Source organism: Cedecea sp. P7760 (assembly GCF_013386425.1).
Classification (GTDB): Bacteria; Pseudomonadota; Gammaproteobacteria; order Enterobacterales; family Enterobacteriaceae; genus Cedecea; species Cedecea selenatireducens.
In genome coordinates, this window is record NZ_JACARU010000004.1 from 78136 (window position 1) to 98522 (window position 20387).

The 20387-nt window shown below is 56.3% G+C and carries 25 protein-coding genes; 9 read left to right on the forward strand and 16 right to left on the reverse strand.

Translation table 11 applies throughout. The annotated features are described in order from the left end of the window. The first annotated feature begins 160 nt into the window (after window positions 1-160). From HX778_RS01300 to HX778_RS01310, 3 genes are read left to right on the forward strand one after another with little or no spacing between them, the layout of a single operon-like run. Window positions 161-487 carry a DUF1971 domain-containing protein gene (locus HX778_RS01300; protein WP_038473658.1) on the forward strand — a complete coding sequence of 109 codons (327 nt, stop codon included), beginning with the start codon at window positions 161-163 and terminating at the stop codon, window positions 485-487. A 19-nt stretch (window positions 488-506) separates the two neighbouring features. Continuing rightward, the gene (locus tag HX778_RS01305; RefSeq protein ID WP_038473660.1) at window positions 507-863 is read left to right on the forward strand and encodes a DUF1971 domain-containing protein; all 357 of its coding nucleotides are present in this window, start codon (window positions 507-509) and stop codon (window positions 861-863) included. Continuing rightward, the gene (locus HX778_RS01310) at window positions 863-1045 is read left to right on the forward strand and encodes a DUF1869 domain-containing protein (protein WP_038473663.1); all 183 of its coding nucleotides are present in this window, start codon (window positions 863-865) and stop codon (window positions 1043-1045) included. The genes HX778_RS01305 and HX778_RS01310 overlap by 1 nt, the downstream gene beginning before the upstream one ends. Before the next feature lie 88 nt (window positions 1046-1133). On the opposite strand, the gene flgL is transcribed toward HX778_RS01310, so the two are convergent. From flgL to flgB, 11 genes are all read right to left on the reverse strand, one after another. Further along, complete coding sequence (flgL, locus tag HX778_RS01315; RefSeq protein ID WP_176981119.1) at window positions 1134-2102, reverse strand: flagellar hook-associated protein FlgL; 969 nt, start codon at window positions 2100-2102, stop codon at window positions 1134-1136. Between the two features lie 14 nt (window positions 2103-2116). Beyond that, a complete protein-coding gene (gene flgK, locus HX778_RS01320) occupies window positions 2117-3772 on the reverse strand; it encodes a flagellar hook-associated protein FlgK (RefSeq protein WP_038473668.1) in 1656 nt (551 codons plus the stop codon). A 75-nt stretch (window positions 3773-3847) separates the two neighbouring features. Further along, entirely contained in the window at window positions 3848-4792 is a 945-nt protein-coding gene (gene flgJ / locus HX778_RS01325) for a flagellar assembly peptidoglycan hydrolase FlgJ (RefSeq protein WP_038473670.1), read from the reverse strand. Continuing rightward, window positions 4792-5889, reverse strand: coding sequence for a flagellar basal body P-ring protein FlgI (locus tag HX778_RS01330; protein ID WP_038473673.1), 1098 nt, complete (start codon window positions 5887-5889; stop codon window positions 4792-4794). The genes flgJ and HX778_RS01330 overlap by 1 nt, the downstream gene beginning before the upstream one ends. 12 nt (window positions 5890-5901) lie before the next feature. Further along, entirely contained in the window at window positions 5902-6597 is a 696-nt protein-coding gene (locus HX778_RS01335; protein WP_144244084.1) for a flagellar basal body L-ring protein FlgH, read from the reverse strand. Window positions 6598-6652: 55 nt separating this feature from the next. Next, complete coding sequence (gene flgG / locus HX778_RS01340) at window positions 6653-7435, reverse strand: flagellar basal-body rod protein FlgG (protein WP_038473679.1); 783 nt, start codon at window positions 7433-7435, stop codon at window positions 6653-6655. Window positions 7436-7465: 30 nt separating this feature from the next. Next, window positions 7466-8221 carry a flagellar basal body rod protein FlgF gene (locus tag HX778_RS01345; protein ID WP_038473683.1) on the reverse strand — a complete coding sequence of 252 codons (756 nt, stop codon included), beginning with the start codon at window positions 8219-8221 and terminating at the stop codon, window positions 7466-7468. A 20-nt stretch (window positions 8222-8241) separates the two neighbouring features. Next, entirely contained in the window at window positions 8242-9492 is a 1251-nt protein-coding gene (flgE, locus tag HX778_RS01350; RefSeq protein ID WP_038473686.1) for a flagellar hook protein FlgE, read from the reverse strand. 26 nt (window positions 9493-9518) lie between these two features. Further along, the gene (gene flgD, locus HX778_RS01355) at window positions 9519-10217 is read right to left on the reverse strand and encodes a flagellar hook assembly protein FlgD (RefSeq protein WP_038473689.1); all 699 of its coding nucleotides are present in this window, start codon (window positions 10215-10217) and stop codon (window positions 9519-9521) included. Between the two features lie 11 nt (window positions 10218-10228). Further along, window positions 10229-10633, reverse strand: a complete 405-nt coding sequence (gene flgC, locus HX778_RS01360) for a flagellar basal body rod protein FlgC (protein ID WP_038473694.1) — start codon at window positions 10631-10633, stop codon at window positions 10229-10231. Window positions 10634-10636: 3 nt separating this feature from the next. Then, window positions 10637-11047, reverse strand: a complete 411-nt coding sequence (gene flgB / locus HX778_RS01365) for a flagellar basal body rod protein FlgB (RefSeq protein ID WP_038473701.1) — start codon at window positions 11045-11047, stop codon at window positions 10637-10639. Between the two features lie 159 nt (window positions 11048-11206). Here flgB and flgA point away from each other — a divergent pair, with 159 nt between their 5' ends. The 3 genes from flgA to flgN all read left to right on the forward strand — a co-directional run bounded on the left by flgA (window position 11207) and on the right by flgN (window position 12683). After that, window positions 11207-11866, forward strand: a complete 660-nt coding sequence (gene flgA / locus HX778_RS01370) for a flagellar basal body P-ring formation chaperone FlgA (RefSeq protein WP_176981120.1) — start codon at window positions 11207-11209, stop codon at window positions 11864-11866. A 95-nt stretch (window positions 11867-11961) separates the two neighbouring features. Beyond that, window positions 11962-12255: a flagellar biosynthesis anti-sigma factor FlgM gene (flgM, locus tag HX778_RS01375; RefSeq protein WP_038473707.1), complete on the forward strand. Its 294-nt coding sequence runs from the start codon at window positions 11962-11964 to the stop codon at window positions 12253-12255. 2 nt (window positions 12256-12257) lie between these two features. Then, window positions 12258-12683, forward strand: a complete 426-nt coding sequence (gene flgN, locus HX778_RS01380) for a flagella biosynthesis chaperone FlgN (protein ID WP_038473709.1) — start codon at window positions 12258-12260, stop codon at window positions 12681-12683. Between the two features lie 54 nt (window positions 12684-12737). Here flgN and HX778_RS01385 read toward each other — a convergent pair whose 3' ends face one another. From HX778_RS01385 to rimJ, 5 genes are all read right to left on the reverse strand, one after another. Beyond that, window positions 12738-13220 carry a cold-shock protein gene (locus tag HX778_RS01385; RefSeq protein WP_038473712.1) on the reverse strand — a complete coding sequence of 161 codons (483 nt, stop codon included), beginning with the start codon at window positions 13218-13220 and terminating at the stop codon, window positions 12738-12740. A 77-nt stretch (window positions 13221-13297) separates the two neighbouring features. Beyond that, window positions 13298-14833: a murein biosynthesis integral membrane protein MurJ gene (gene murJ / locus HX778_RS01390; protein WP_038473714.1), complete on the reverse strand. Its 1536-nt coding sequence runs from the start codon at window positions 14831-14833 to the stop codon at window positions 13298-13300. Window positions 14834-14946: 113 nt separating this feature from the next. Beyond that, window positions 14947-15873, reverse strand: a complete 927-nt coding sequence (locus tag HX778_RS01395) for a Gfo/Idh/MocA family protein (protein ID WP_038473716.1) — start codon at window positions 15871-15873, stop codon at window positions 14947-14949. A 2-nt stretch (window positions 15874-15875) separates the two neighbouring features. Continuing rightward, window positions 15876-16523, reverse strand: coding sequence for a YceH family protein (locus HX778_RS01400; protein ID WP_038473719.1), 648 nt, complete (start codon window positions 16521-16523; stop codon window positions 15876-15878). Between the two features lie 2 nt (window positions 16524-16525). Then, a complete protein-coding gene (gene rimJ / locus HX778_RS01405) occupies window positions 16526-17116 on the reverse strand; it encodes a ribosomal protein S5-alanine N-acetyltransferase (protein WP_038473722.1) in 591 nt (196 codons plus the stop codon). Window positions 17117-17345: 229 nt separating this feature from the next. On the opposite strand from rimJ, the gene mdtH reads away from it, so the two are divergent. The 3 genes from mdtH to pyrC all read left to right on the forward strand — a co-directional run. Next, window positions 17346-18560 carry a multidrug efflux MFS transporter MdtH gene (gene mdtH / locus HX778_RS01410; protein WP_038473725.1) on the forward strand — a complete coding sequence of 405 codons (1215 nt, stop codon included), beginning with the start codon at window positions 17346-17348 and terminating at the stop codon, window positions 18558-18560. 99 nt (window positions 18561-18659) lie between these two features. Next, window positions 18660-19220 (forward strand): lipoprotein, encoded by a 561-nt coding sequence (locus HX778_RS01415; RefSeq protein ID WP_176981121.1) that lies wholly within the window; start codon window positions 18660-18662, stop codon window positions 19218-19220. 145 nt (window positions 19221-19365) lie between these two features. Then, the coding region (pyrC, locus tag HX778_RS01420) for a dihydroorotase (RefSeq protein WP_176981122.1) at window positions 19366-20387 on the forward strand (1022 nt) is incomplete at its 3' end.

Here is a 20387-nt window from a genome sequence, read left to right on the forward strand (position 1 = left end):
CTAAGCCGGTCAACTGACCGGCTTTTTTTTGCCCTTAATTCAGTACTTATAACGTGGTAGCTATCTACCCATTAAAGATGCATTTGAAATGCACATTATGATAAACGCCACGCCAATTTGTATGATGTAATACCTGCGGAACTTGTTGAGGAGAAACACCATGCTCCCGATCCCCGCCAACTGTATTCACACCCGCTCGTCCCCTTTCTGGGATAAAGAGTCTGCTCCGGCAGGTCTTTTTCAACGTCATCTGGACAAAGGCACCCGTCAGGGCGTCTATCCGCGCCTGACCGTCATGCGCGGTAAAGTTCGCTATCTGGGCTATGCCGATGAGACTACGCCCGAGCCGGAAACAGAACTGATAATTGAAGCTGGCCACTTCGGCGTTTTCCCGCCGGAGAAATGGCACCACCTCGAACTGATAACCGAGGATGCGGTATTCAACATCGACTTTTTTGTGGCCCCGGAAGTTCTCCGTTCACTGTAGCGACAGAAGGAATCTTATTATGCTGACCATCCCCCAAACGTATCTGCATACCCGTGCAACGCCGTTCTGGACCAAAGAGACGGCACCTGCCGCGCTGTTCACCCATCACAACACTAAAGCCGGCGTTTTTGGTCGACTTTCGGTGATGCAGGGTGCGGTGAAATACTTTGGTTTCCCGGATGCGGATGCCACGGTTCCCGACGTGGAAATCGTGATTGAAGCCGGAGCCTTTGCTATCTCTCCGCCGCAAAAATGGCATCGTATTGAGCTTTTGACCGATGATACTTATTTCAATATCGACTTCTTTGCCGCGCCTGATGCGAAGCTGGAAGGTACCGGCCTGGGTAAAGTAGTGAACAGCCAGAGGAACGCGTAATGGGCAAGGCAACGTATACCGTCAGCGTGACCAACAACAGCAACGGCGTTTCGGTCGACTACGAGACCGAATCCCCCATGACGCTGCTCATCCCGGACGTGGCCGCCGAAGTCGTGAAAGACCTGGTAAATACCGTGCGCGCCTACGACACGGAAGACGAACACGAAGTGTGCGGCTGGTGAATTTTCGCTAAAAAAAAGCCCGCTCCGGGGTGCGGAAGCGGGCATATAAAGCGCGTTCAGTTTCATAACGCGCCCAAAACGGTAAAGCCTATCGACTATTCAACTGGAAAAGCGACATGCCTTGCATATCGGTGAATACTTTATAAGAGGCCTGTAAGGCGGCCTGCTGCTGCACATAGTTAGACACGGTTGCGGTCCAGTCTGCGCCCACCAGTTGACTCATCTGATCGGTCTGCGCCAGCGCTCGCTCACTGCCTAAATCATCCAGCTTGCTGAGCTCATTCAGCTGGGTACCTAACTCCGCACGCACGGTCGACACATTGCTCAGGGCATTCCCCAGGCCACGGTTTGTTTTGGCGACAGCGGCATCAAGAGCTTTTTTACCCGCATCATCCAGCCCGGCTGTCGGCGTTTTCAGCGCCTTGATAGCAGAGTCCAGCATGTTGAAGATATTGGTCTCGCTCGGTGAACCATCAGGTTCAGGCGTCGCGTTACTGGAGATATGGTTAAAGACTTCATCGCCGGTATGACCGATAGTCATAGTACGCGCGGAGTCAACCTGCTGGGTAATCGGGATAGTCCCGCCGTTGTAGGTCACGCTCCCCGCCGCCCCGGCAAACGGTGCTGCCTCGGTTTTATAACCGGCAAAAATATAGCGACCGTTGCCGTCAGTACTGTTAGCCAGGTTTAAGATTTGATTGCGTATACCTTCGAGATCGGTTGCCAAAGACGCCCGATCGTCATCACTCAATGTCCCGCTGTTTGCGGCATAAACAATCTTTTCCTGCGCGCTTTGTATTGAAGAGACCGTTTGCTGAAGCACGCTCTCTTCCAGGGAGACCTTCTGAGTTGCAAACGTCCTCGCCAGTTTGTACTGGTCATTCATGGACTGCGCCTGGGAAAGCACTACCGCCTGAGAAGCCGCGATCGGATCGTCCGACGGGCGGTTCACTCGGTTACCGGTGCTCATCTGCTCGCCATAGCTCAACCATAAACTCTGCGAGTCGCTAATGCCGCGCATGTTCTGGTCATACAACATTTGGGTACTGATACGCATGACGCTGGCTCCCGTTAACGAATATTCAGCAAGGCATCAAACAGCGTTGACGCAGTCTGGAGGACCTGGGCGTTGGCCATGTAGTACTGCTGATAACGCTGCAGGTTGCCGTACTCTTCGTCGAGGTTAACGCCTGAGATAGACTGCTGCTGCTTCGTTAGCTGCGTAACCACGTTGCCCTGAGTGGTGCTGGTGACCTTCAGGCTGGCCGTTTTATTCCCCACGTCGCTGACCAGGGTAGCGTAGGCGTCATTGAAGGTCTTATTGCCTTCAATCTGCTTCGAGTTTTGCAGATCAAGCATCGCCTGAGCATTACGGTTATCGCTCTTGCCCGAGGCAGGATCGCTTGCCAGCGCCAGCTTAGCTTCGTCTTTGATGGCCAGGTTCATGTTCACCACGGCATCAGAAACCGGTTTTACGGTAAAGCTTTCATTGTTGGCAGGCGTGCCGCTCACGCCAACTTTCAGCCCATCAAAGTTCAGGCTTACGTTGCCGCCTGCGTCCGTGGTGGTGCCCGGATTGATATTGGCATTGTCAGACAGGCGGGTCACTTTCCAGCTGCCGCTCACGAACTCAACCTTATAATCGCTGGCCTGTACCTGCTTGCTGTCGGTGATGGACGCCGTCAGTTGCGTACCGCTGGTATTACGGCTGTTGCTCAGTACGGTTGGGCCGCCAATCGTGAACAGGTTGGTGCCTTTGTCTCCGTTAGCATCATAACCCTGGGTATGCTGGCCGTTCATGGCCGCCGCAAAAGCCTGTGCCATCTGGCCGAGACGGTTACGCGCGCTGTCCAGGTCCTGAGAACGGAAGGTAAACAGGCCGCCAAGTGAGCCGGAGTTCAGCTGGCTTTCCGGAATTTCAACCTTGCCGGCGACAGGATCGACAAACGCAACGGTCGTGCGGGAGGGATCCGCGCTGGAGTTAACCGCAGCCAGCTGGTTAGCGGTATCGCCCTGCACCAGCGTCAGGCCATTGCCGATAGACACGTTATAGGTGCCGCCGTCCTGCACGCTGACTTCAACGCCGACGATTTGGTTGAGCTGGCTGACAAGCTGATCGCGCTGATCCAGCAGGTCATTCGGCGCTGAACCCGCGCCCACGCCCTTCAGCCGCGAAATCTGATCATTCAGGTTGGCAATCTGTTTGGCGTAGGTGTTGATTTGGTCAACGCTACTGGTGATAGACAGGTTGACCTGCTTATCCTGATCGCGCAGATACTGGTCGGTCACCTTAAACTGGTTTACCAGGCCATCCGCTTTACCCAGCAGAGCCTGACGTGCCGCCGGATCCTGAGCATTACTGGTCAGCGTCTGCAGGCCAGAGAAGAAATCCTGCATGGTTTTGGACAACGAGTTAGTCGTCCCGGACAGGATGTTGTCAATTTTTGACATCTGCTGGTACTGCGTCGTCAGCCCGCTGCTTTGCGTTTGTGCCGCGCGCAGCTGGTTGGTGATAAACGAGTCATATTCACGCTGTATGCCGTTAACATACACGCCATTGCCCACATAGCCGCCCCCGGTCAGGGTGCTTTTTGACTGGGACAGAATCGTCGTCTGGCGGGTATAACCGTTTACGTTATAGTTAGAAATATTGTTGCCGACGGTGCTTAATGCTGCCTGGGCAGCACTCAGGCCGCTCATGGCGCTGTTAATCAGGCTATTGGACATGAAGGTTCCTTCATAGCGTGTGGTCAAAGGTTCTGCTGTTTATTATCGGCAGCAGGCCACGAGACTTGAGTCTCTTCAGAACAAATTTGACAAATCGGTGCTGTAGGCTTTGGAAACCTTGTCGCTCATTGATTTCAGCTGCTGGATCATGCCGGTCAGCTTACGGGCGTAATTAGGATCCGTGGCGTAACCGGCGTTTTGCAGCGCCTGAGCGCCCTGCTCTGCGGAAGCTGCGTTCGTCACGGCAGCGTAGCGCGGGTTTTTCGTCAGCAGGCCAACGTAGTCCGAAAGCGCTTCAAGGTACGAGCTGTAAACGCGGAACTTCGCTTTGACCTTCTTCGCCTCACCGTTTTCAAACTCGGTGGTGGTGATTTCGGTGGTCGCCCCTTTCCAGCCCGGCGTCGCTTTGACGCCAAACAGGTTAAAGCTAGGCTCGCCTTTTTCGGTACGGATTTGCCTCTGCCCCCAGCCGGACTCCAGCGCCGCCTGCGCCAGTATCAGGTGATGAGGGATGCCGCTCGCCTCACTCGCCAGACGAGCCGGCAGCGAGAGCTGCGCCAGGAAGTCTTTGCTGTCTCCGCTCATCGGCTCTTCGTTTGAAGGCGCGCGCGGCACGGCCTGACGCACCATCTGCGTCAACGTCTGATTTTGATAGCTGGTAACGGTTTGCGGATCGAGCTTCATTGGGATCTGGCCCGCCGTCTCGGACGGATCGGCCTGCTCACCGCCCATTTGTTTGACCATCGCATCCGCCAGCCCCAGCCCTTTCGCGCTAAGCTGCTGGGCAATCTGCTGGTCATACATGCTGGTGTACATACGGGTGGATTCGCTGCTGAAAATTCCGTCTTTCGGCAGCGCCTCACGCATGCTTTTCAGCATCATCTGCACGAACATGCCCTCCACCTGATGAGCCACCTCTTTCAGGTGCCCTTTCGGATCCTGTCCGGCCTTCGCCTTTAAATCATTCAGCGAGTTAGCGTCAAAAGCGGCATTGGCAAGTGAACGGGCATCAGTAAGCATCAGATGATTTCCAGTTTCGCACGCAGGCAGCCCGCGCTTTGCATTGATTGCAGGATAGACATCAGATCGATTGGCGTGGCACCCAGCGCGTTCAGCGCGCGGACGACATTGTTCAGGTTGGCGCTGGAATTCACGCGCTGTACCGAGCCACCGCTCTGACGCAGATCGATCTGCGTTTGCGGCGTTACTACGGTCTGACCGCCGCCAAATGGCGTATTAGGCTGGCTGACCTGGTTTTGACGGTTCACCGTGACGGACAGATTTCCCTGCGCGACGGCGCAGTTATCCAGCGTCACTTCACGGTTCATGACCACCGAGCCCGTACGGGAGTTAATTACCACGCGGGCATCCTGAACCGGCATGTTGACCTCAAGGTTCTGGATATCTGCCAGCAGGCGAACCTGCGAGCTGCCGCCGCTTGGCACGCGAATTTGAATGGTACGGCCGTCCAGCGCCGTGGCGCTGCCAAAGCCGCGTGAACGGTTAATGGTGTCGGTAATCTGCTGCGCGAGGCTGAAGTCATCGTCGTTAAGCTGCAGATTAAGGGTATTGCCATTGCCAAAGGTACCGGCCAGCTCGCGCTCGACGACCGCGCCACCGGTGATACGCCCGCCGTTAAGCTGGTTCACCTGCACGCTGCTGCCGCCTGCGGCAGCGCCCGCGCCGCCGACCAGCACGTTACCCTGCGCCAGGGCATAAACCTGGTTATCAACGCCCTTAAGCGGGGTCATTAACAGCGTACCGCCGCGCAGGCTCTTGGCGTTACCCATTGAGGAAACGACAACGTCGATGTTCTGCCCCGCCCGCGCGAACGCCGGATATTTGGCGGTCACCATAACCGCCGCCACGTTTTTCAGCTGCATATTGGTGCCGGTCGGCACGGTGATGCCCAGCTGGGAAAGCATGTTGTTCAGGCTTTGGGTGGTGAACGGCGTTTGCGTCGTCTGGTCACCGGTGCCGTCGAGCCCGACGACCAGGCCGTAGCCTATCAGGGAGTTTTCACGCACGCCCTGCACGGTCGTCAGGTCGCGGATACGGTCAGCTGATGCATACGCCGTTACCAGCAGCACAACCAACCCAAATAAATATTTAACCATGGTACCCCTCGCTTACATCGGCGATACGTTAAGGAAGAAGCGCTGCAGCCAGCCCATGTTCTGCGCTTCATTAATGTAGCCGTTACCGACATACTCAATTCGGGCATCCGCCACCTGGGTCGACGCAACGGTGTTGCTGCCGCTGATGGTGCGCGGGTTCACTACGCCAGAGAAGCGGATAAATTCGGTTCCCTGGTTGATGGCTATCTGTTTCTCACCCACGACGTGCAGGTTACCGTTCGCCAGCACCTGGTCGACGGTCACCGTCAGGGTGCCGCTAAAGGTGTTGCTGGCATTGGCGCCGCCTTTGCCGTTAAAGCCATTGCTGCCAGAGGCATTCAGGTCAGCTTTCCCATTCCCCAATAGCCCTGCGGCGAAGGTCGGCACGGTATCAAAGCCAAGGGCCGATTTGCCGTCGCGGCTGGCATTCGCCGAAGAACTTTTACTGGCGCTAACATTTTCCTGAAGCTGGATGGTTAAGGTGTCGCCGATATTACGCGGGCGACGGTCTTCAAACAGCGGCTGATAGCCGTAGTTCATCGGCTGTGCGGTCTGGAAAATTGACCCGTTGATCGCTGGCGCAGGGCCAGGCACCGGCTGGGCGGTAGTCGCACCTTCAACCAGCGGTTTAGTAGGCACAAGGGCGCAGCCGCTTACGGCAAACACCAGACTCAGGACAACAGGACGGAGCACCATTGGGTTTTGCATTGCTTTCATCTTCAGGTCACGGCAGCCGGCGCGCTTTCACGCGCCGGCACACGCCTTACATTTGCGTCAGTTTTTGCAGCATCTGGTCGGTCGTGGAGACCGCTTTGCTGTTGATTTCGTAAGCGCGCTGAACCTGGATCATGTTCACCAGTTCTTCAGCAACGTTGACGTTTGAGGTTTCAACGTAGCCCTGATACAGCAAACCTGCGCCGTTCAATCCCGGCGTGGAATCGTTTGGCGCACCGGATGCCTGGGTTTCGGTGTAAAGGTTCTCACCGATACTTTCCAGGCCGGTATCGTTCATAAAGGTCGTCAGGTTAAGCTGGCCAACCTGCACCGGAGCGGCCTGCCCCTGCAAGGTTGCGCTCACCACGCCGTCACGTCCGATAGTCAGGCTTAGGGCGTTTGCCGGCACGGTTATCGCAGGCTGAACCTGGAAACCGCCCGCCGTTACCAGCTGGCCGTTCTGGTCAACCTGGAAAGAACCATCGCGGGTGTAAGCAGAGGTGCCGTCCGGGAGTAAGACCTGGAAGAAGCCTTCGCCTTTAATCGCCACGTCCTTGCTGTTGTCCGTTTTAGACAGGTTGCCCTGGCTGTGCAGACGCTCGGTTGCGACCGGGCGAACGCCGGTACCAATCTGCAAACCTGACGGCAGCGTTGTTTGCTCAGAAGACTGGGCGCCCGGCTGACGAATGGTTTGGTAAAGCAAATCTTCAAACACGGCGCGTTGACGCTTGAAACCGTTGGTGGAGACGTTTGCCAGGTTGTTGGCAATCACATCCATATTGGTTTGCTGTGCATCAAGACCCGTTTTGGCAATCCATAAAGAACTGATCATGGTTGAATCCTGTAATAAGTGAGCCGGACGTTAGGTCATTTGCAGCAGCGTGTTAGCGCGCTGTTCATTGTCATCAACGTTCGAGATAACTTTCATCTGCATCTCAAAACGACGGGCGTTGGCTATCATGTCCGCCATCGCTTCCGCCGGTTTGACGTTGCTGCCTTCCAGTACGCCGGACATCACCTTAATGGTAGGGTCCGCCTGCAGTACCGCACCGCGTGTAGCCTGGGCGGTGGCGTTTAAACGGAAAAGTCCGTCATCGCCGCGCACCACTTCCTGCTGCGTGGCTTTCACCAGCTTCAGTCGGCCAATCGGTGACACGGTATTCGGCGGGTCGCCGGGGTTCAGCGCGGAGATGGTTCCATCCGCGGCAATGGTCACCTGCGAGCCTTCCGGCACCGCGATAGGGCCACCGTCGCCGATAACAGGCCGGCCGCCAATGGTCAGCTGACCGGCAGGGCTTACCTGAATGTTACCGTTGCGGGTATAGGCTTCCCCGCCCTCCTGCGTCTGCACCGCCAGCCAGCCATCCTGCTGTAAAGCAACGTCCATCGGGCGCGAGGTGTAGTCCATTTGACCCGGCGTCATATCTGCCCCTGGCGTTGAGGCAATGACGAGGGTACGGGTTGGCAGAGAAAGCCCTTCAACCGGAACCGCACGCAAAGCGTTAAGCTGCGCGCGGAAGCCCGGAGTCGAAGCGTTCGCCAGGTTGCTCGCCGTGACTGACTGTTGATTCAGCGTTTGGCTGGCAGCGCCCATGGCGGTGTAGATTGCATGATCCATTAAGCCGTCCCTTCAGGCGCTTAGCGCAGGTTAACCAGGGTGTTGAGGATCTGGTCCTGGGTTTTGATGGTCTGCGCGTTCGACTGATAGTTACGCTGCGCGACGATCATGTTCACCAGTTCTTTACTCAGATCCACGTTCGAAGACTCCAGCGCACCGCTGGTCAGCGTCCCGAAGTTACCGGTGCCCGCGAGGCCCAGCAGCGCAACGCCGGAGGAGTTGCTTGCGGTCCAGACGTTATCGCCCTGAGACTGCAAACCTTCAGGGTTAGCAAAGTTGGACAGCACAATTTGCCCCAGGAGCTGGTTCTGCTCGTTGGAGTAGTTGCCGACCACGGTGCCATCATCGTTAATCTGGTAAGAAACCAGGTCACCCGGCTTATAACCGTTCTGCAGGGTGGCAACGATGTTGTTCGCGCCGGTGTTCTGCTGCATGGAGTTCTGGAAGCTCAGCGCGAAGCTGGCAGGCGTTGCGCCGTTGGTCACGCCGGTCGTCACGTTGATGCTGGTTGGCAGCGTGTTCGGGTTTGGAATCGGGTCGGCGGCGTTGGCAGTAATACCCTGCAGGTTGCCGTTATTGTCGAAACGCATAAACCCTGCAGGAGTTGCCGTTGAACCCGCAACAGAGGAATCCTTGGTATAAACTGCCCAGGTATTATCCGCGCTCTTCACGTAGTAAATGTCCATGCCGTGGGCGTTACCCTGGCTGTCATAGACGGTTACCGTGCCCTTCTTGTTGTAGCTATCCGCTTTGGTCGGATCAAACGGCGTAGTGGCTGGCAGTTTGTCGGTAGAGTTGAGGTTGATCTGCTGGGACGCCGTGGTGGTGGATTTTGCCGCCATCAGGGTATTCGGCACAGACAGCCCTACCGGGTTTGCGCCCTGCTGAATGGTTGGCGGGGTGCCGGTGGCTGGGTAACCGGTCAGCTGCAGGCCCTGCATGTTCACCAGGTTGCGGTTTTCATCCAGTTTGAACTGACCGTTACGGCTGTAAAAAACGGAGCCGGAGCTGTCGACCAGGCGGAAGAAACCGTTCTGGCTGATCGCCACGTCCAGGCCACGGCCGGTGCTGGTGGTTGTGCCGTCGCCAAAGTTTTGGGTCACGCCCGCAACTTTAACGCCCAGGCCCACTTTAGAGCCTGCAAACATGTCGGCAAAAGAGACCGAGCCGGATTTAAAACCGTAGGTGGCGGAGTTGGCAATGTTGTTACCAATCACGTCCAGGTTGGTGGCCGCAGCATTTAAGCCGCTGACCGCTTGAGAAAACGCCATGTCTTACTCCTGCTAAGGTTATAGGCTTAAATAATTTGCCTGATTGCATCAAGGGTCGTGGAACCGTAGGTTCCGAGATCCAGCTTCGCGCCATCTTTGCCGTTGATAACGCCGTTCACCATGGCGAAGTTCAGCGGCTGAGCCACCAGCTGCGTCCCGCCGTTGGTAGCATTGATTGCCACGGTATAAGAGCCGTCCGGCACGTTAGTGCCGTCGTTGGCGCTGCCGTCCCAGGTAAAGGTGTGAACCCCGGCGCTCAGGCCGCCAATCTCGATGGTGCGGACCACTTTGCCGTCCTTATCAGAGATCGTCGCGGTGACTTTATCCGCCGCCTGCTGCAGCTCAACGCCAAACGGCGTGGTGCTGATGGTGTTGGTTTTGGAGTCCGTGCCCGCCAGCACTTTGTTGCCCGGGATCATGACGCCGTGACCAATCAGGGCGCTCGCCTGCAGAGACTGGTTCTGGTTCAGCTGGCCGGAGACAGAGCCCAGCGTGGTGTTGAGTTTTTCGATGCCGCTCACGGTACTGATCTGCGCCAGCTGCGTGGTCAGTTCGTTGTTCTGCATTGGGTTGGTCGGATCCTGGTTTTTTAACTGCGCCACCAGCAGGGTCAAGAAGCTCCCCTGCAGGTCTGCCGCGCTGTTGCCCGTCAGGCTGTTTTTGGATGCGCCAGCCGTAGGATCAACATTGTTAGTCGGATCGTTCATTTTGACTGCAAGGGACATATAGGCTCCTGTTACTGACCGAGAGTGAGCGTTTTCATCATCATGCCCTTCACGGTGTTGAGCACCTCGACGTTGGCCTGGTAGCTGCGGGAGGCAGACATGCTGTTCACCATCTCGCCGACCACGTCTACGTTAGGCATCCGCACGTAGCCGCGCGCGTCTGCGAGCGGGTTGCCCGGCTGGAAAACCAGCTTGTCCGGCGCATCGCTCTCCACCACTTTGGTCACTTTAACGCCACCGGTCGCCGCACCAGGTGCTGCGTCCACCTGAAAAACGACCTGTTTTGCGCGGTAAGGCTGGCCGTCTGGCCCGGTCACGCTGTCGGCGTTGGCGAGGTTACTTGCCGCCACGTTCATGCGCTTGGACTGGGCGGTCATAGCCGAACCGGCGATGTCGAAAATATTGAGTAAAGCCATCGATTATCCCTGTAGCACCGACATCATGCTTTTAATTTGCCCGCCAAGCACCGTGAGGTTTGTTTGGTAATTCAGGCTGTTATCGGCAAACTGCGTACGTTCGCGGTCCATATCGACGGTGTTGCCGTCCATTGCAGGCTGGTCAGGTACGCGGTAGAGGAGATCGAGCGACGGAGTGGAGTGGGTCTGGGCCGGAATATGGCGAGCCGAAGTCAGCGCAAGCGACATGCCGCCCCCTTCAACGCGTCCGCGCTCCATCACTTTTTTCATTTCACTGGCAAAGTCGATATCGCGCGCCTGAAAGCCCGGCGTGTCGGCATTGGCGATATTCGCGGCCAGGATCTCTTGACGCTGGGCACGCAAATTAAGCGCTTCCTGCTGAAATCGCAGTGCGGCGTCCAGTTTATCGAGCATGCTTCCTCCATGGTCCATAGAATTAGGAATCGTCCGAAAGCTTAAAGCGCCTTACGCGTACGCGATGGGTGGAATAAGCGCAAAATACGTCGCTATTTGTCGCCTTGATCAAAACGACTCACGGTTAAAATCACCGCAACCTGAGAACGGAGAAGCGCGATGATAAGCCTGAAAATCTGGAGCGGCGTAGCAAGTTTGCTGGTCAGCCAACTGGCCCTGGCGGGTACGCTCGATCTGCCGCTGACCCAGTATTTCCAGCAGCGGCTGGCGGGGATCAGCGATGACGTCAGCGTCAACGTGAAAACGCCAGACGGCCAGCTTCCCGCCTGCCCTCAGCCCGAATTCTCAACGCCGGGAAATGCAAAACTGTGGGGCAACGTGAGCGTCATGGCACGCTGCGGCAGCGACAAACGCTTTATCCAGGTTCAGGTCATTGCCACGGGCGATTACGTCGTCGCCAGTCGGGCAATCGCGCGCGGCGCAAGAATCGACCCAGGCAGCGTAGAGTTAAAACGGGGCCGCCTTGACCAACTCCCCCCAAGAACTATGATGAGTCTCGACCAGGCCACCGAGGCGGTGTCACTGCGGGACATTGCCCCCGGGCAGCCGGTTATTCAGTCGATGGTGCGCCAGGCCTGGCGGGTAAAAGCCGGTCAGCAGGTTCAGGTGATTGCCTCCGGCGAGGGCTTTAGCGTCAACGGTGAAGGTAAAGCGCTGAACAACGCCGCGGTGGCACAAAATGCCCGCGTTCGTATGTCTTCAGGGCAGGTGGTAAGCGGGAAGGTTGATGCTGATGGGAATATTCTGATTAATCTATAATCTTTTTAAAGATTCCGCGGCGACTGCCGATAGTACTATCAATTAATAATACTGACTGGCTCTTACGCCGCGAGCCCCTCGATGAGGAGAGAACAATGAGCATTGATCGCACGTCGCCACTGAAACCGGTAAGCACCGTACAACCGCGTGAAACCAGCGATCCACAGACGCTGAAAAGCCGTCTGGAAAAATCCGCAACCGCCAACAGCACCAGCGTAAAGTTAAGCGATGCGCAGGCTAAACTGATGCAGCCAGGCAGCGGCGATATCAACATGGAACGCGTTGAAGCGCTGAAGACGGCTATTCGTAACGGCGACCTGAAGATGGATACCGGCAAGATCGCCGATGCGCTGATCCAGGAAGCCCAAAGCTATTTGTCGAGTAATTAACGGTGAGTCGTCTGTTAGAAGTGTTGGACCAAATGACCGCAGTGCTGAATTCACTGAAAGAGGTGATGGACGCTGAACAGCTGCAGCTTTCCGCAGGCCAGATAAACAGCAATGCGCTGCAACGTATAACTGAAGATAAAAGCTCGCTGCTGGCTACGCTGGACTACCTGGAGCAGCAGCGTCGTGCGGAGCAAAATGCCGGGGCGGTCACCAGCCTGGACGTCAGCCAGCGCTGGCAGACGATTACGCAAAAAACCCTGCATTTGCGGGACATTAACCAGCACAACGGTTGGTTACTGGAAGATCAGATGGCCCGCAATGAGCAGGCTATTGCCGTGTTAAAACCGCATCAGGCGCCGGACTTCTATGGTGCCGACGGGCAGGCAACGTCTCAGGGCAACCGCGGCGGTAAAAAAATCACTATCTGATTTTCCCACCAGATGAAAACTGCTGGTCAACGCTCTCCTTGACCAGCAGATTGTTTATTTCAGCGATTTCAAGACTTTTACCGTAGCCTCAATATCAATTTCATCTTCTGAGAAGAGATGCGTTTCGCCCTGGAACGTGGTGACGGCCAGTTTTTTCACCGTACGCATTTCACCCTCTTTTTTCTCAGCCTTCGGGCGAATACTGTTCATCAGCAGGCCAACCGACAACACCGCGTTTTCTTTATCGATCTTGCCGTCTGCCGGCTGCTCTTCGCTGTACACCACGTAAGATTTGATCGAGGTGATTTTAAGCCGCTCGCCGGCGATAAAGAGATGCTTGCTCTCCGGCTCAACCTTCACGGCAAAGGCCGACAGCCCTTTGTTATTGGTTCCCGGCTCGAAGGTCACCGACGCATCCTTTTTGATAAGCTCCGGATTGGCGACTTTAATCACATGGAAGTAACGGTTCTCGCCGTTTTCATCTTTGATAAATCCGAAGCCTTTGTCTTCGAACCAGGTTGTGATTATTCCTCTCATCGCTCTTTCACCTAATTAACCTTTCAACATATAAAGAATAGGGTGACCTGACGAAAGCGTCATCCACCCAGAAAAAATCAAAGCGTGCGGCGGGCGAAATCTTTCAGCCTGAAGCCCAGCAGCAGCAACGTCGCAAAATAGGCGACCACGCCCGCCACGACAACCGCCATCAGCCGCAGCAGTCGATAAGGCATATTGCCTAAATCCCAGGCAGGCATGACGTACATCAGCCCAACCAGCACCGCGGACATCACCACCACCGCTGCCACCAGGCGCAGTAGGAACGGCGCCCAGCCCGCCTGCGGCTTGAAGATATCCTGTTTACGCAGTTGCCAGTAAAGCAGCGAGGCGTTAATACAGGCCCCCAGACCAATCGACAGCGAAAGCCCGGCGTGTTTCAGCGGGCCGATAAACACCAGGTTCATCAGCTGGGTCAAAATCAGCGTCACGATGGCTATCTTCACCGGCGTTTTAATGTCCTGGCGGGAATAGAAGCCCGGCGCCAGCACTTTCACCACGATAAGCCCCATCAGGCCGACGGAGTACGCGACCAGCGCGCGCTGGGTCATCAGGGCATCAAAAGCAGAGAATTTGCCGTACTGGAACAAAGACACGGTCAGCGGTTTGGCCAGGATACCCAGCGCCACGGCGCTCGGCAGCGCCAGCAGGAAACAAAGGCGCAGGCCCCAGTCCATCAGGCGCGAGTATTCATCGTGGTTGCCGGTGGCAAAGCTCTTCGCCAGCGACGGCAGCAAAATTGTGCCTAACGCCACGCCCAGCACCCCAGAAGGAAACTCCATCAGGCGGTCGGCATAATACATCCAGGAGACCGAGCCGGACACCAGGAAAGAGGCAAAAATGGTATTGATGATCAGCGAAATCTGGCTGACGGAAACGCCAAGAATCGCCGGCCCCATCTGCTTGATAACCCGCATCGCACCGGCGTCTTTAAAGCTGATGCGCGGCAGCACAAGCATGCCGATTTTCTTCAGGTGCGGCAGCTGGTAGGCCAACTGCAATACGCCGCCCACCGTTACCGCCCAGGCCAGCGCCAGAATCGGCGGGTTAAAGTGCGGGGCAGCAAACAGCGCAAAACCAATCATGCTGAGGTTGAGGAAAGTCGGGGCAAACGCCGGGACCGAGAAACGGTTCCAGGTATTCAGGATGGCCCCCACCAGCGACGCCAGCGAAATCAGCAAAATATACGGGAAGGTGATACGCAGCAGGCTTGAGGTCAGCGCGAATTTATCCGCGGTGTCGGCAAAGCCCGGGGCGGTAACCAGAATAACCCACGGCGCGGCGAGCATGCCGAGTACGGTGACCAGCGCCAGCGCCAGGGTCAAAAGTCCCGAGACGTAGGAGACAAACACGCGGGTAGCGTCTTCACCCTGTTTACTCTTGTATTCGGCAAGAATCGGCACAAACGCCTGAGAGAAAGCGCCCTCGGCAAAGATACGGCGCAGCAGGTTCGGCAGCTTAAATGCCACGAAAAAGGCGTCCGTCGCCATTCCTGCCCCAAATACCCTCGCCACAATAGCGTCGCGCGCAAAGCCAAGCACGCGTGAAAACATGGTCATCGAGCTGACGGCCGCCAGCGATTTTAATAGGTTCATTTATTCTGTTATTCCACAAACATGAACGCCTGCAATGCAGGCGTACATGGATGATGACAAGTCGGCATAGTCTACCGATACGGGGCCGAATTGCTACCGTGATATGTTACAGCTTATTCGTTAATCGCCTCGCGCCAGAGCTTGTCCACGACGCGCTGCGCCAGCAGGGCCTGCTCGCCGGAGGTTTCCGGAACCGTCTGATTCGCCACGCAGTCGATAAAGTGACGGGCGCAGCCTGCAAAACCGCGCTGTTCCAGCGTTGTTTGCCAGCCCGGAATCGGCTGTTCGACTATCCCTGCCCCACGCTCCTCCTGCCACTGGCGCATGTCGGTGACTTCATACAGCCCGCCGTCCGTCACCGCCTGAACCCACTCGCGCTGGCTCCCGGCCCGGCGATGCATGCTGGTCGTTATCGTCAGATTGCCCAGGCTGAAATGGTGCTCGGCATACAGCATCTGCCCCAGCTCGTTGGTCTGCAGCGTCCCGCTTTGCAGCTGGGCATTTCCGCCCCCAAGCCACAGCGCGGTATCCACCACGTGGAGATAGTCATCCAGCAGGGTGAAGCGCAGATCGTTCGGGCCAACGCTGTCGCTGCGATGTTTATCCATGCGAAGGGACGCCGCCCCTGCGGACAGCTTTTCTTTTAATTGCTGATAGCGCGGGGCAAAACGGCGGTTAAAGCCCACCATCAGGGTAAGTTTTTTACGTGCGGCAAGCTCCACCAGCCGCTCGGCATCGGCCAGGTTTTCCGCTAAAGGTTTATCCACGCAGACGTTAACGCCGGCGTTGAGCAGCTCGCTTACCACCGCAAAATGCGAACTGGTGGCGCTATGCACAAACACGGCATCGCACCGGGCTGCCAGGTTGCTCAGCGAGTCGATATAAGGAATGCGCCAGGTTTCACACACCGGCAATGCTTTTGCTTTGGTCGGCGAAAATGCCCCCACCAGCGACCAGTCGTTGGATGCGCCAAGAACCGGCAGCCAGGCTTTCTGCGCGATACCGCCCAGCCCCACCACGCCAACGCGTAATTTCGTCATCGTTAATCTCCCAGATGCGCGAGCAGGGAATCCAGCCGCTGTTTTAGTTCGGCAACTTCAGCCTCCAGCGCGTCCACTCTCGCATGGAGCGAGTCTGAAACCGGACTTACGTTTTGCTCCGCCATCGCAGAAGCATCGACCTCCCCGCTAAAGAGATGCATATAACGGCTTTCACGCTTCCCCGGCTCGCGAGGCAGACGCACAACAAACGGCCCGTCATCACGGCCTGCAAGCCCTTCCAGCGTGGCTTCTACCTGAGCCATATCGGTGAACTCAAACATTCTCCCGGCACGGCTGCGCAGCTCACCCGGCGTTTGCGCGCCCCGCAGCAGCAAAGTGGTGATAACCGCCACTTCCGCCGGGTTCAGCTTCAAATTACCAAACTCTGAATTGCAAAAGCGTTGTTCGTATTTGGTCACGCGGTTGCCAAACCCGCTCACGGTGCGCAGATAATGATTTTTCAGCAACACATCCAGCGTGTCCTGGACGTCGTGCTCTTTCAGCTCCATCACCGGTTCACGGTTGGTTTTCTGGTTGCAGGCGGTGACGACGCCGTTGACCGACATGGGATACTGCTCTGGCGTAGTGATTTGCTTTTCCAACAGGCTGCCAATCACGCGGGCTTCAACCGCCGTTAACTGATATTTCATTTTTAAACTCCACGACCTGGGGTCCAGTCTTTATTGACGAGCGCGGTCAGAACGTGGTCCCGCCACACGCCGTCAATCAGCAAATAATCCTTGGCGTAGCCTTCTTTCTCAAAGCCCAGGCGCGTCAGCAGGTCACCGCTTCGCTGATTATGCGGCATATAGTTGGCCATAATGCGGTGCACGTTCTGGCTACGTTGCATATAGCGAATAGCGCTGGTCAGTGCCTCATGCATTAACCCCTGCCCCTGCCATTTTTCGGCGATGGAGTAACCGAGGTAGCAGGCATGGAACGAGCCGCGCACAACGTTGGAAAAGTTAGCCACGCCGATAACTTCTTTTTCTTCCGGATCGAGCAGCGCAAAGTAATACGCGCTGCCCTGCTTGTGCATTTCATTGATCATGCCAAGCCTTGCCTGCCAGCCTGACGGATAACAGTAGCTTTCATCCCGAATGGGTTCCCAGGGTTTCAGAAATTGGCGATTTTCGGTGTAGTAATCCGCCATACGCCAGGCATCTCGCTCATAAACCAGACGCACCACCAGTCTGTCGGTCACCAGGCGAACTTTCGGTGCATTATTGCGGTAGCCAAACATGTTTATCCCACTCCTTCATCCCGCTTCTCGGGGCTCATCTTATTACTATACCTGTGCCTGCCCGCCGAGTGAAAACAACAACATGAAGCAACATCATTTTTTTCGATTAAAGAGTTAAATCAAACTCGTTGCACGATAAAAAAATATTGTCCTGCACCTTGTGTCAAAAGCTCGGACGGCAGGCGAGAATAAGTCTCTGTCACGTTTAATTAAGTTCCCTGGAGGGGAGATGTCCCGGGTGGCGCAGGCAAGGAGCCTGGGTAAATATTTCCTGCTGCTTGATAACATGTTAGTGGTATTGGGCTTTTTCGTTGTCTTCCCTTTGATTTCCATCCGCTTCGTTGACCAGTTGGGCTGGGCCGCATTGATGGTCGGGATTGCCCTGGGTCTGCGTCAGTTTATCCAGCAGGGGCTGGGCGTCTTTGGTGGCGCTATTGCCGACAGGCTCGGTGCTAAACCGATGATCGTCACCGGCATGCTGCTGCGCGCCGCCGGGTTTGCCACCATGGGCATCGCCACCGAACCGTGGATGCTGTGGCTCTCGTGCCTGCTCTCCGCCATCGGCGGGACGTTGTTTGACCCTCCCCGCTCGGCGCTGGTCGTCAAACTGGTTCGCCCTCAGCATCGGGGCCGCTTCTTCTCGATACTGATGATGCAGGACAGCGCTGGCGCGGTTATCGGCGCCCTGCTGGGGAGCTGGCTGCTGCAGTATGATTTCCGCCTGGTGTGCGCCGTGGGTGCGGTGATGTTCGTGCTTTGCGCAGCGCTTAACGCCTGGCTGCTTCCTGCCTATAAGCTTTCGACCATCCGCACGCCAATGCGTGAAGGCATGGGGCGCGTATTCCGCGACAAACGCTTTATTACCTATGTGCTGACGCTAACCGGCTATTACATGCTTGCGGTGCAGGTCATGCTAATGCTGCCGCTGATGGTGAACGATATAGCCGGTACCGCATCGGCGGTGAAATGGATGTACGCCATTGAAGCGGCGCTTTCGCTGACGCTGCTCTACCCTATCGCCCGCTGGAGCGAAAAGCGCTTCCGCCTTGAGCAACGCCTGATGGCCGGGCTGGTTTTGATGACGGTCAGCCTGATGCCTATTGGCCTTACCTCGAGCTTACAGCAGCTTTTTGCCCTGATTTGTACCTTCTATATCGGCTCGATTATTGCCGAGCCCGCCAGGGAAACGCTGAGCGCCTCGCTGGCCGATGCCCGCGCGCGAGGCAGCTATATGGGGTTCAGCCGTTTAGGGCTGTCGCTGGGCGGCGCGCTGGGCTATACCGGCGGCGGCTGGCTGTTTGATGCGGGGAAAGCGCTGCAGCAGCCGGAGCTGCCCTGGGCGATGCTCGGGATTATCGGCTGTATTACCCTTGCCGCGCTCTGGTGGCAGTTCAGCCTCAAACCGGTTGAACCGACGATGTTCGAGCCCGGTGGCCAGGGGTAAATCCCCCCTTTCATCTTTTTCCTGTAGCCGCTAACGCCGGGCCGCATTATGCTGATTAACGCAAGGCACGGCATTGGAGCCGCTATTTTGAGGAAGCCTATGAAGAAGATTGTTTTTGCCGCAGCATTGATGCTTAGCGGCCTGCTGTCAGGATGCAACCAGTTAACGCAGTACAGCGTGAGTGAACAGGAGATCAACCAGTCGCTGGAAAAACACAATAACTTCGCAAAAAACATTGGGCTGCCCGGCGTGGCAGATGCCCACGTAGTGTTAACCAACTTAGTCAGCCAGATTGGGCGGGAAGAGCCGAATAAAGTCACCCTGACCGGCGACGCCAATCTGGACATGACGTCGCTGTTTGGCAATCAGAAAGCCATCCTGAAGCTGAAGCTGAAAGCGCTGCCGGTGTTCAATAAAGAACAAGGCGCTATCTACCTGCAGGAAATGGAAGTGGTGGATGCTCAGGTTGAACCGCAAAAAATGCAGGCCGTGCTGCAAACCATCGTGCCTTACCTGAATCAGTCTCTGCGCAGCTACTTCAATCAGCAACCGGCCTATGTCCTGAGTGAAGATCGCAGCAAAGGCGAGTCACTGGCGAAGAAATATGCCAAAGGCATTGAAGTGAAGCCCGGTGAAATAATCATTCCTTTAACGGACTGATAGCCTCCCTCTCAGGGCAGTTTTCTGCTCTGAGAGTTTTGTACAACATAAGTGGTGCAAACGATAACGTTTCCCCTTATCCTTAGTGCCCGGCATAAAACCAGCCCTTGATGACTGATTTTCCCTCTCACGCCGGAGCACATTCATGACCGCATTACCTCAGGTATTAAAAATCCGCCGCCCAGATGACTGGCATATCCACCTTCGCGATGGTGATATGCTGAAAACCGTGGTGCCTTACACCAGCCAGACGTATGGCCGCGCGATTGTGATGCCCAATCTTGCGCCTCCTGTTACCAGCGTGGAAGCGGCGGTCGCTTACCGTCAGCGCATACTTGATGCCGTTCCGGCCGGTCAACACTTTGAACCCCTGATGACCTGCTACCTGACCGACACGCTCGACCCTAACGAAATTGAGCGCGGTTTTAATGAAGGCGTGTTTACCGCCGCCAAGCTTTATCCGGCCAATGCCACCACCAACTCAGCTCACGGCGTCACCAGTACTGCCGCTATCATGCCGGTGCTTGAACGCATGCAAAAAATTGGCATGCCGCTGCTGGTGCACGGCGAAGTCACCCATGCCGATATCGATATTTTCGATCGCGAAGCGCGTTTTATCGAAACCGTCATGGAGCCATTGCGCCGCCAACTGCCGGAACTGAAGGTCGTGTTCGAACACATCACCACCAAAGATGCGGCCCAGTATGTGAAGGAAGGCAACTCGCTGATTGGGGCGACCATCACGCCTCAGCACCTGATGTTTAACCGCAATCACATGCTGGTAGGCGGCATCCGGCCACACCTTTACTGCCTGCCAATTCTGAAGCGTAGCGTTCACCAGGATGCCCTGCGCGAGCTGGTTGCCAGCGGCTGTGACCGCGTATTCCTCGGCACCGACTCCGCGCCGCACTCGCGCCATCGCAAAGAGACAAGCTGCGGCTGCGCAGGCTGCTTTAACGCGCCGTCCGCGCTGGGCGCCTATGCCACGGTGTTTGAAGAAATGAATGCGCTGCAGCACTTCGAGGCTTTCACCTCGCTGAACGGCCCACGTTTCTACGGCCTGCCGCTGAATGAAGACAGTATCGAGCTGGTACGCGTTGCCGAGAAAATGCCGGAGCTGATTGAAGCCGGTGACGACAGCATCGTCCCGTTCCTCGCCGGCGAGGA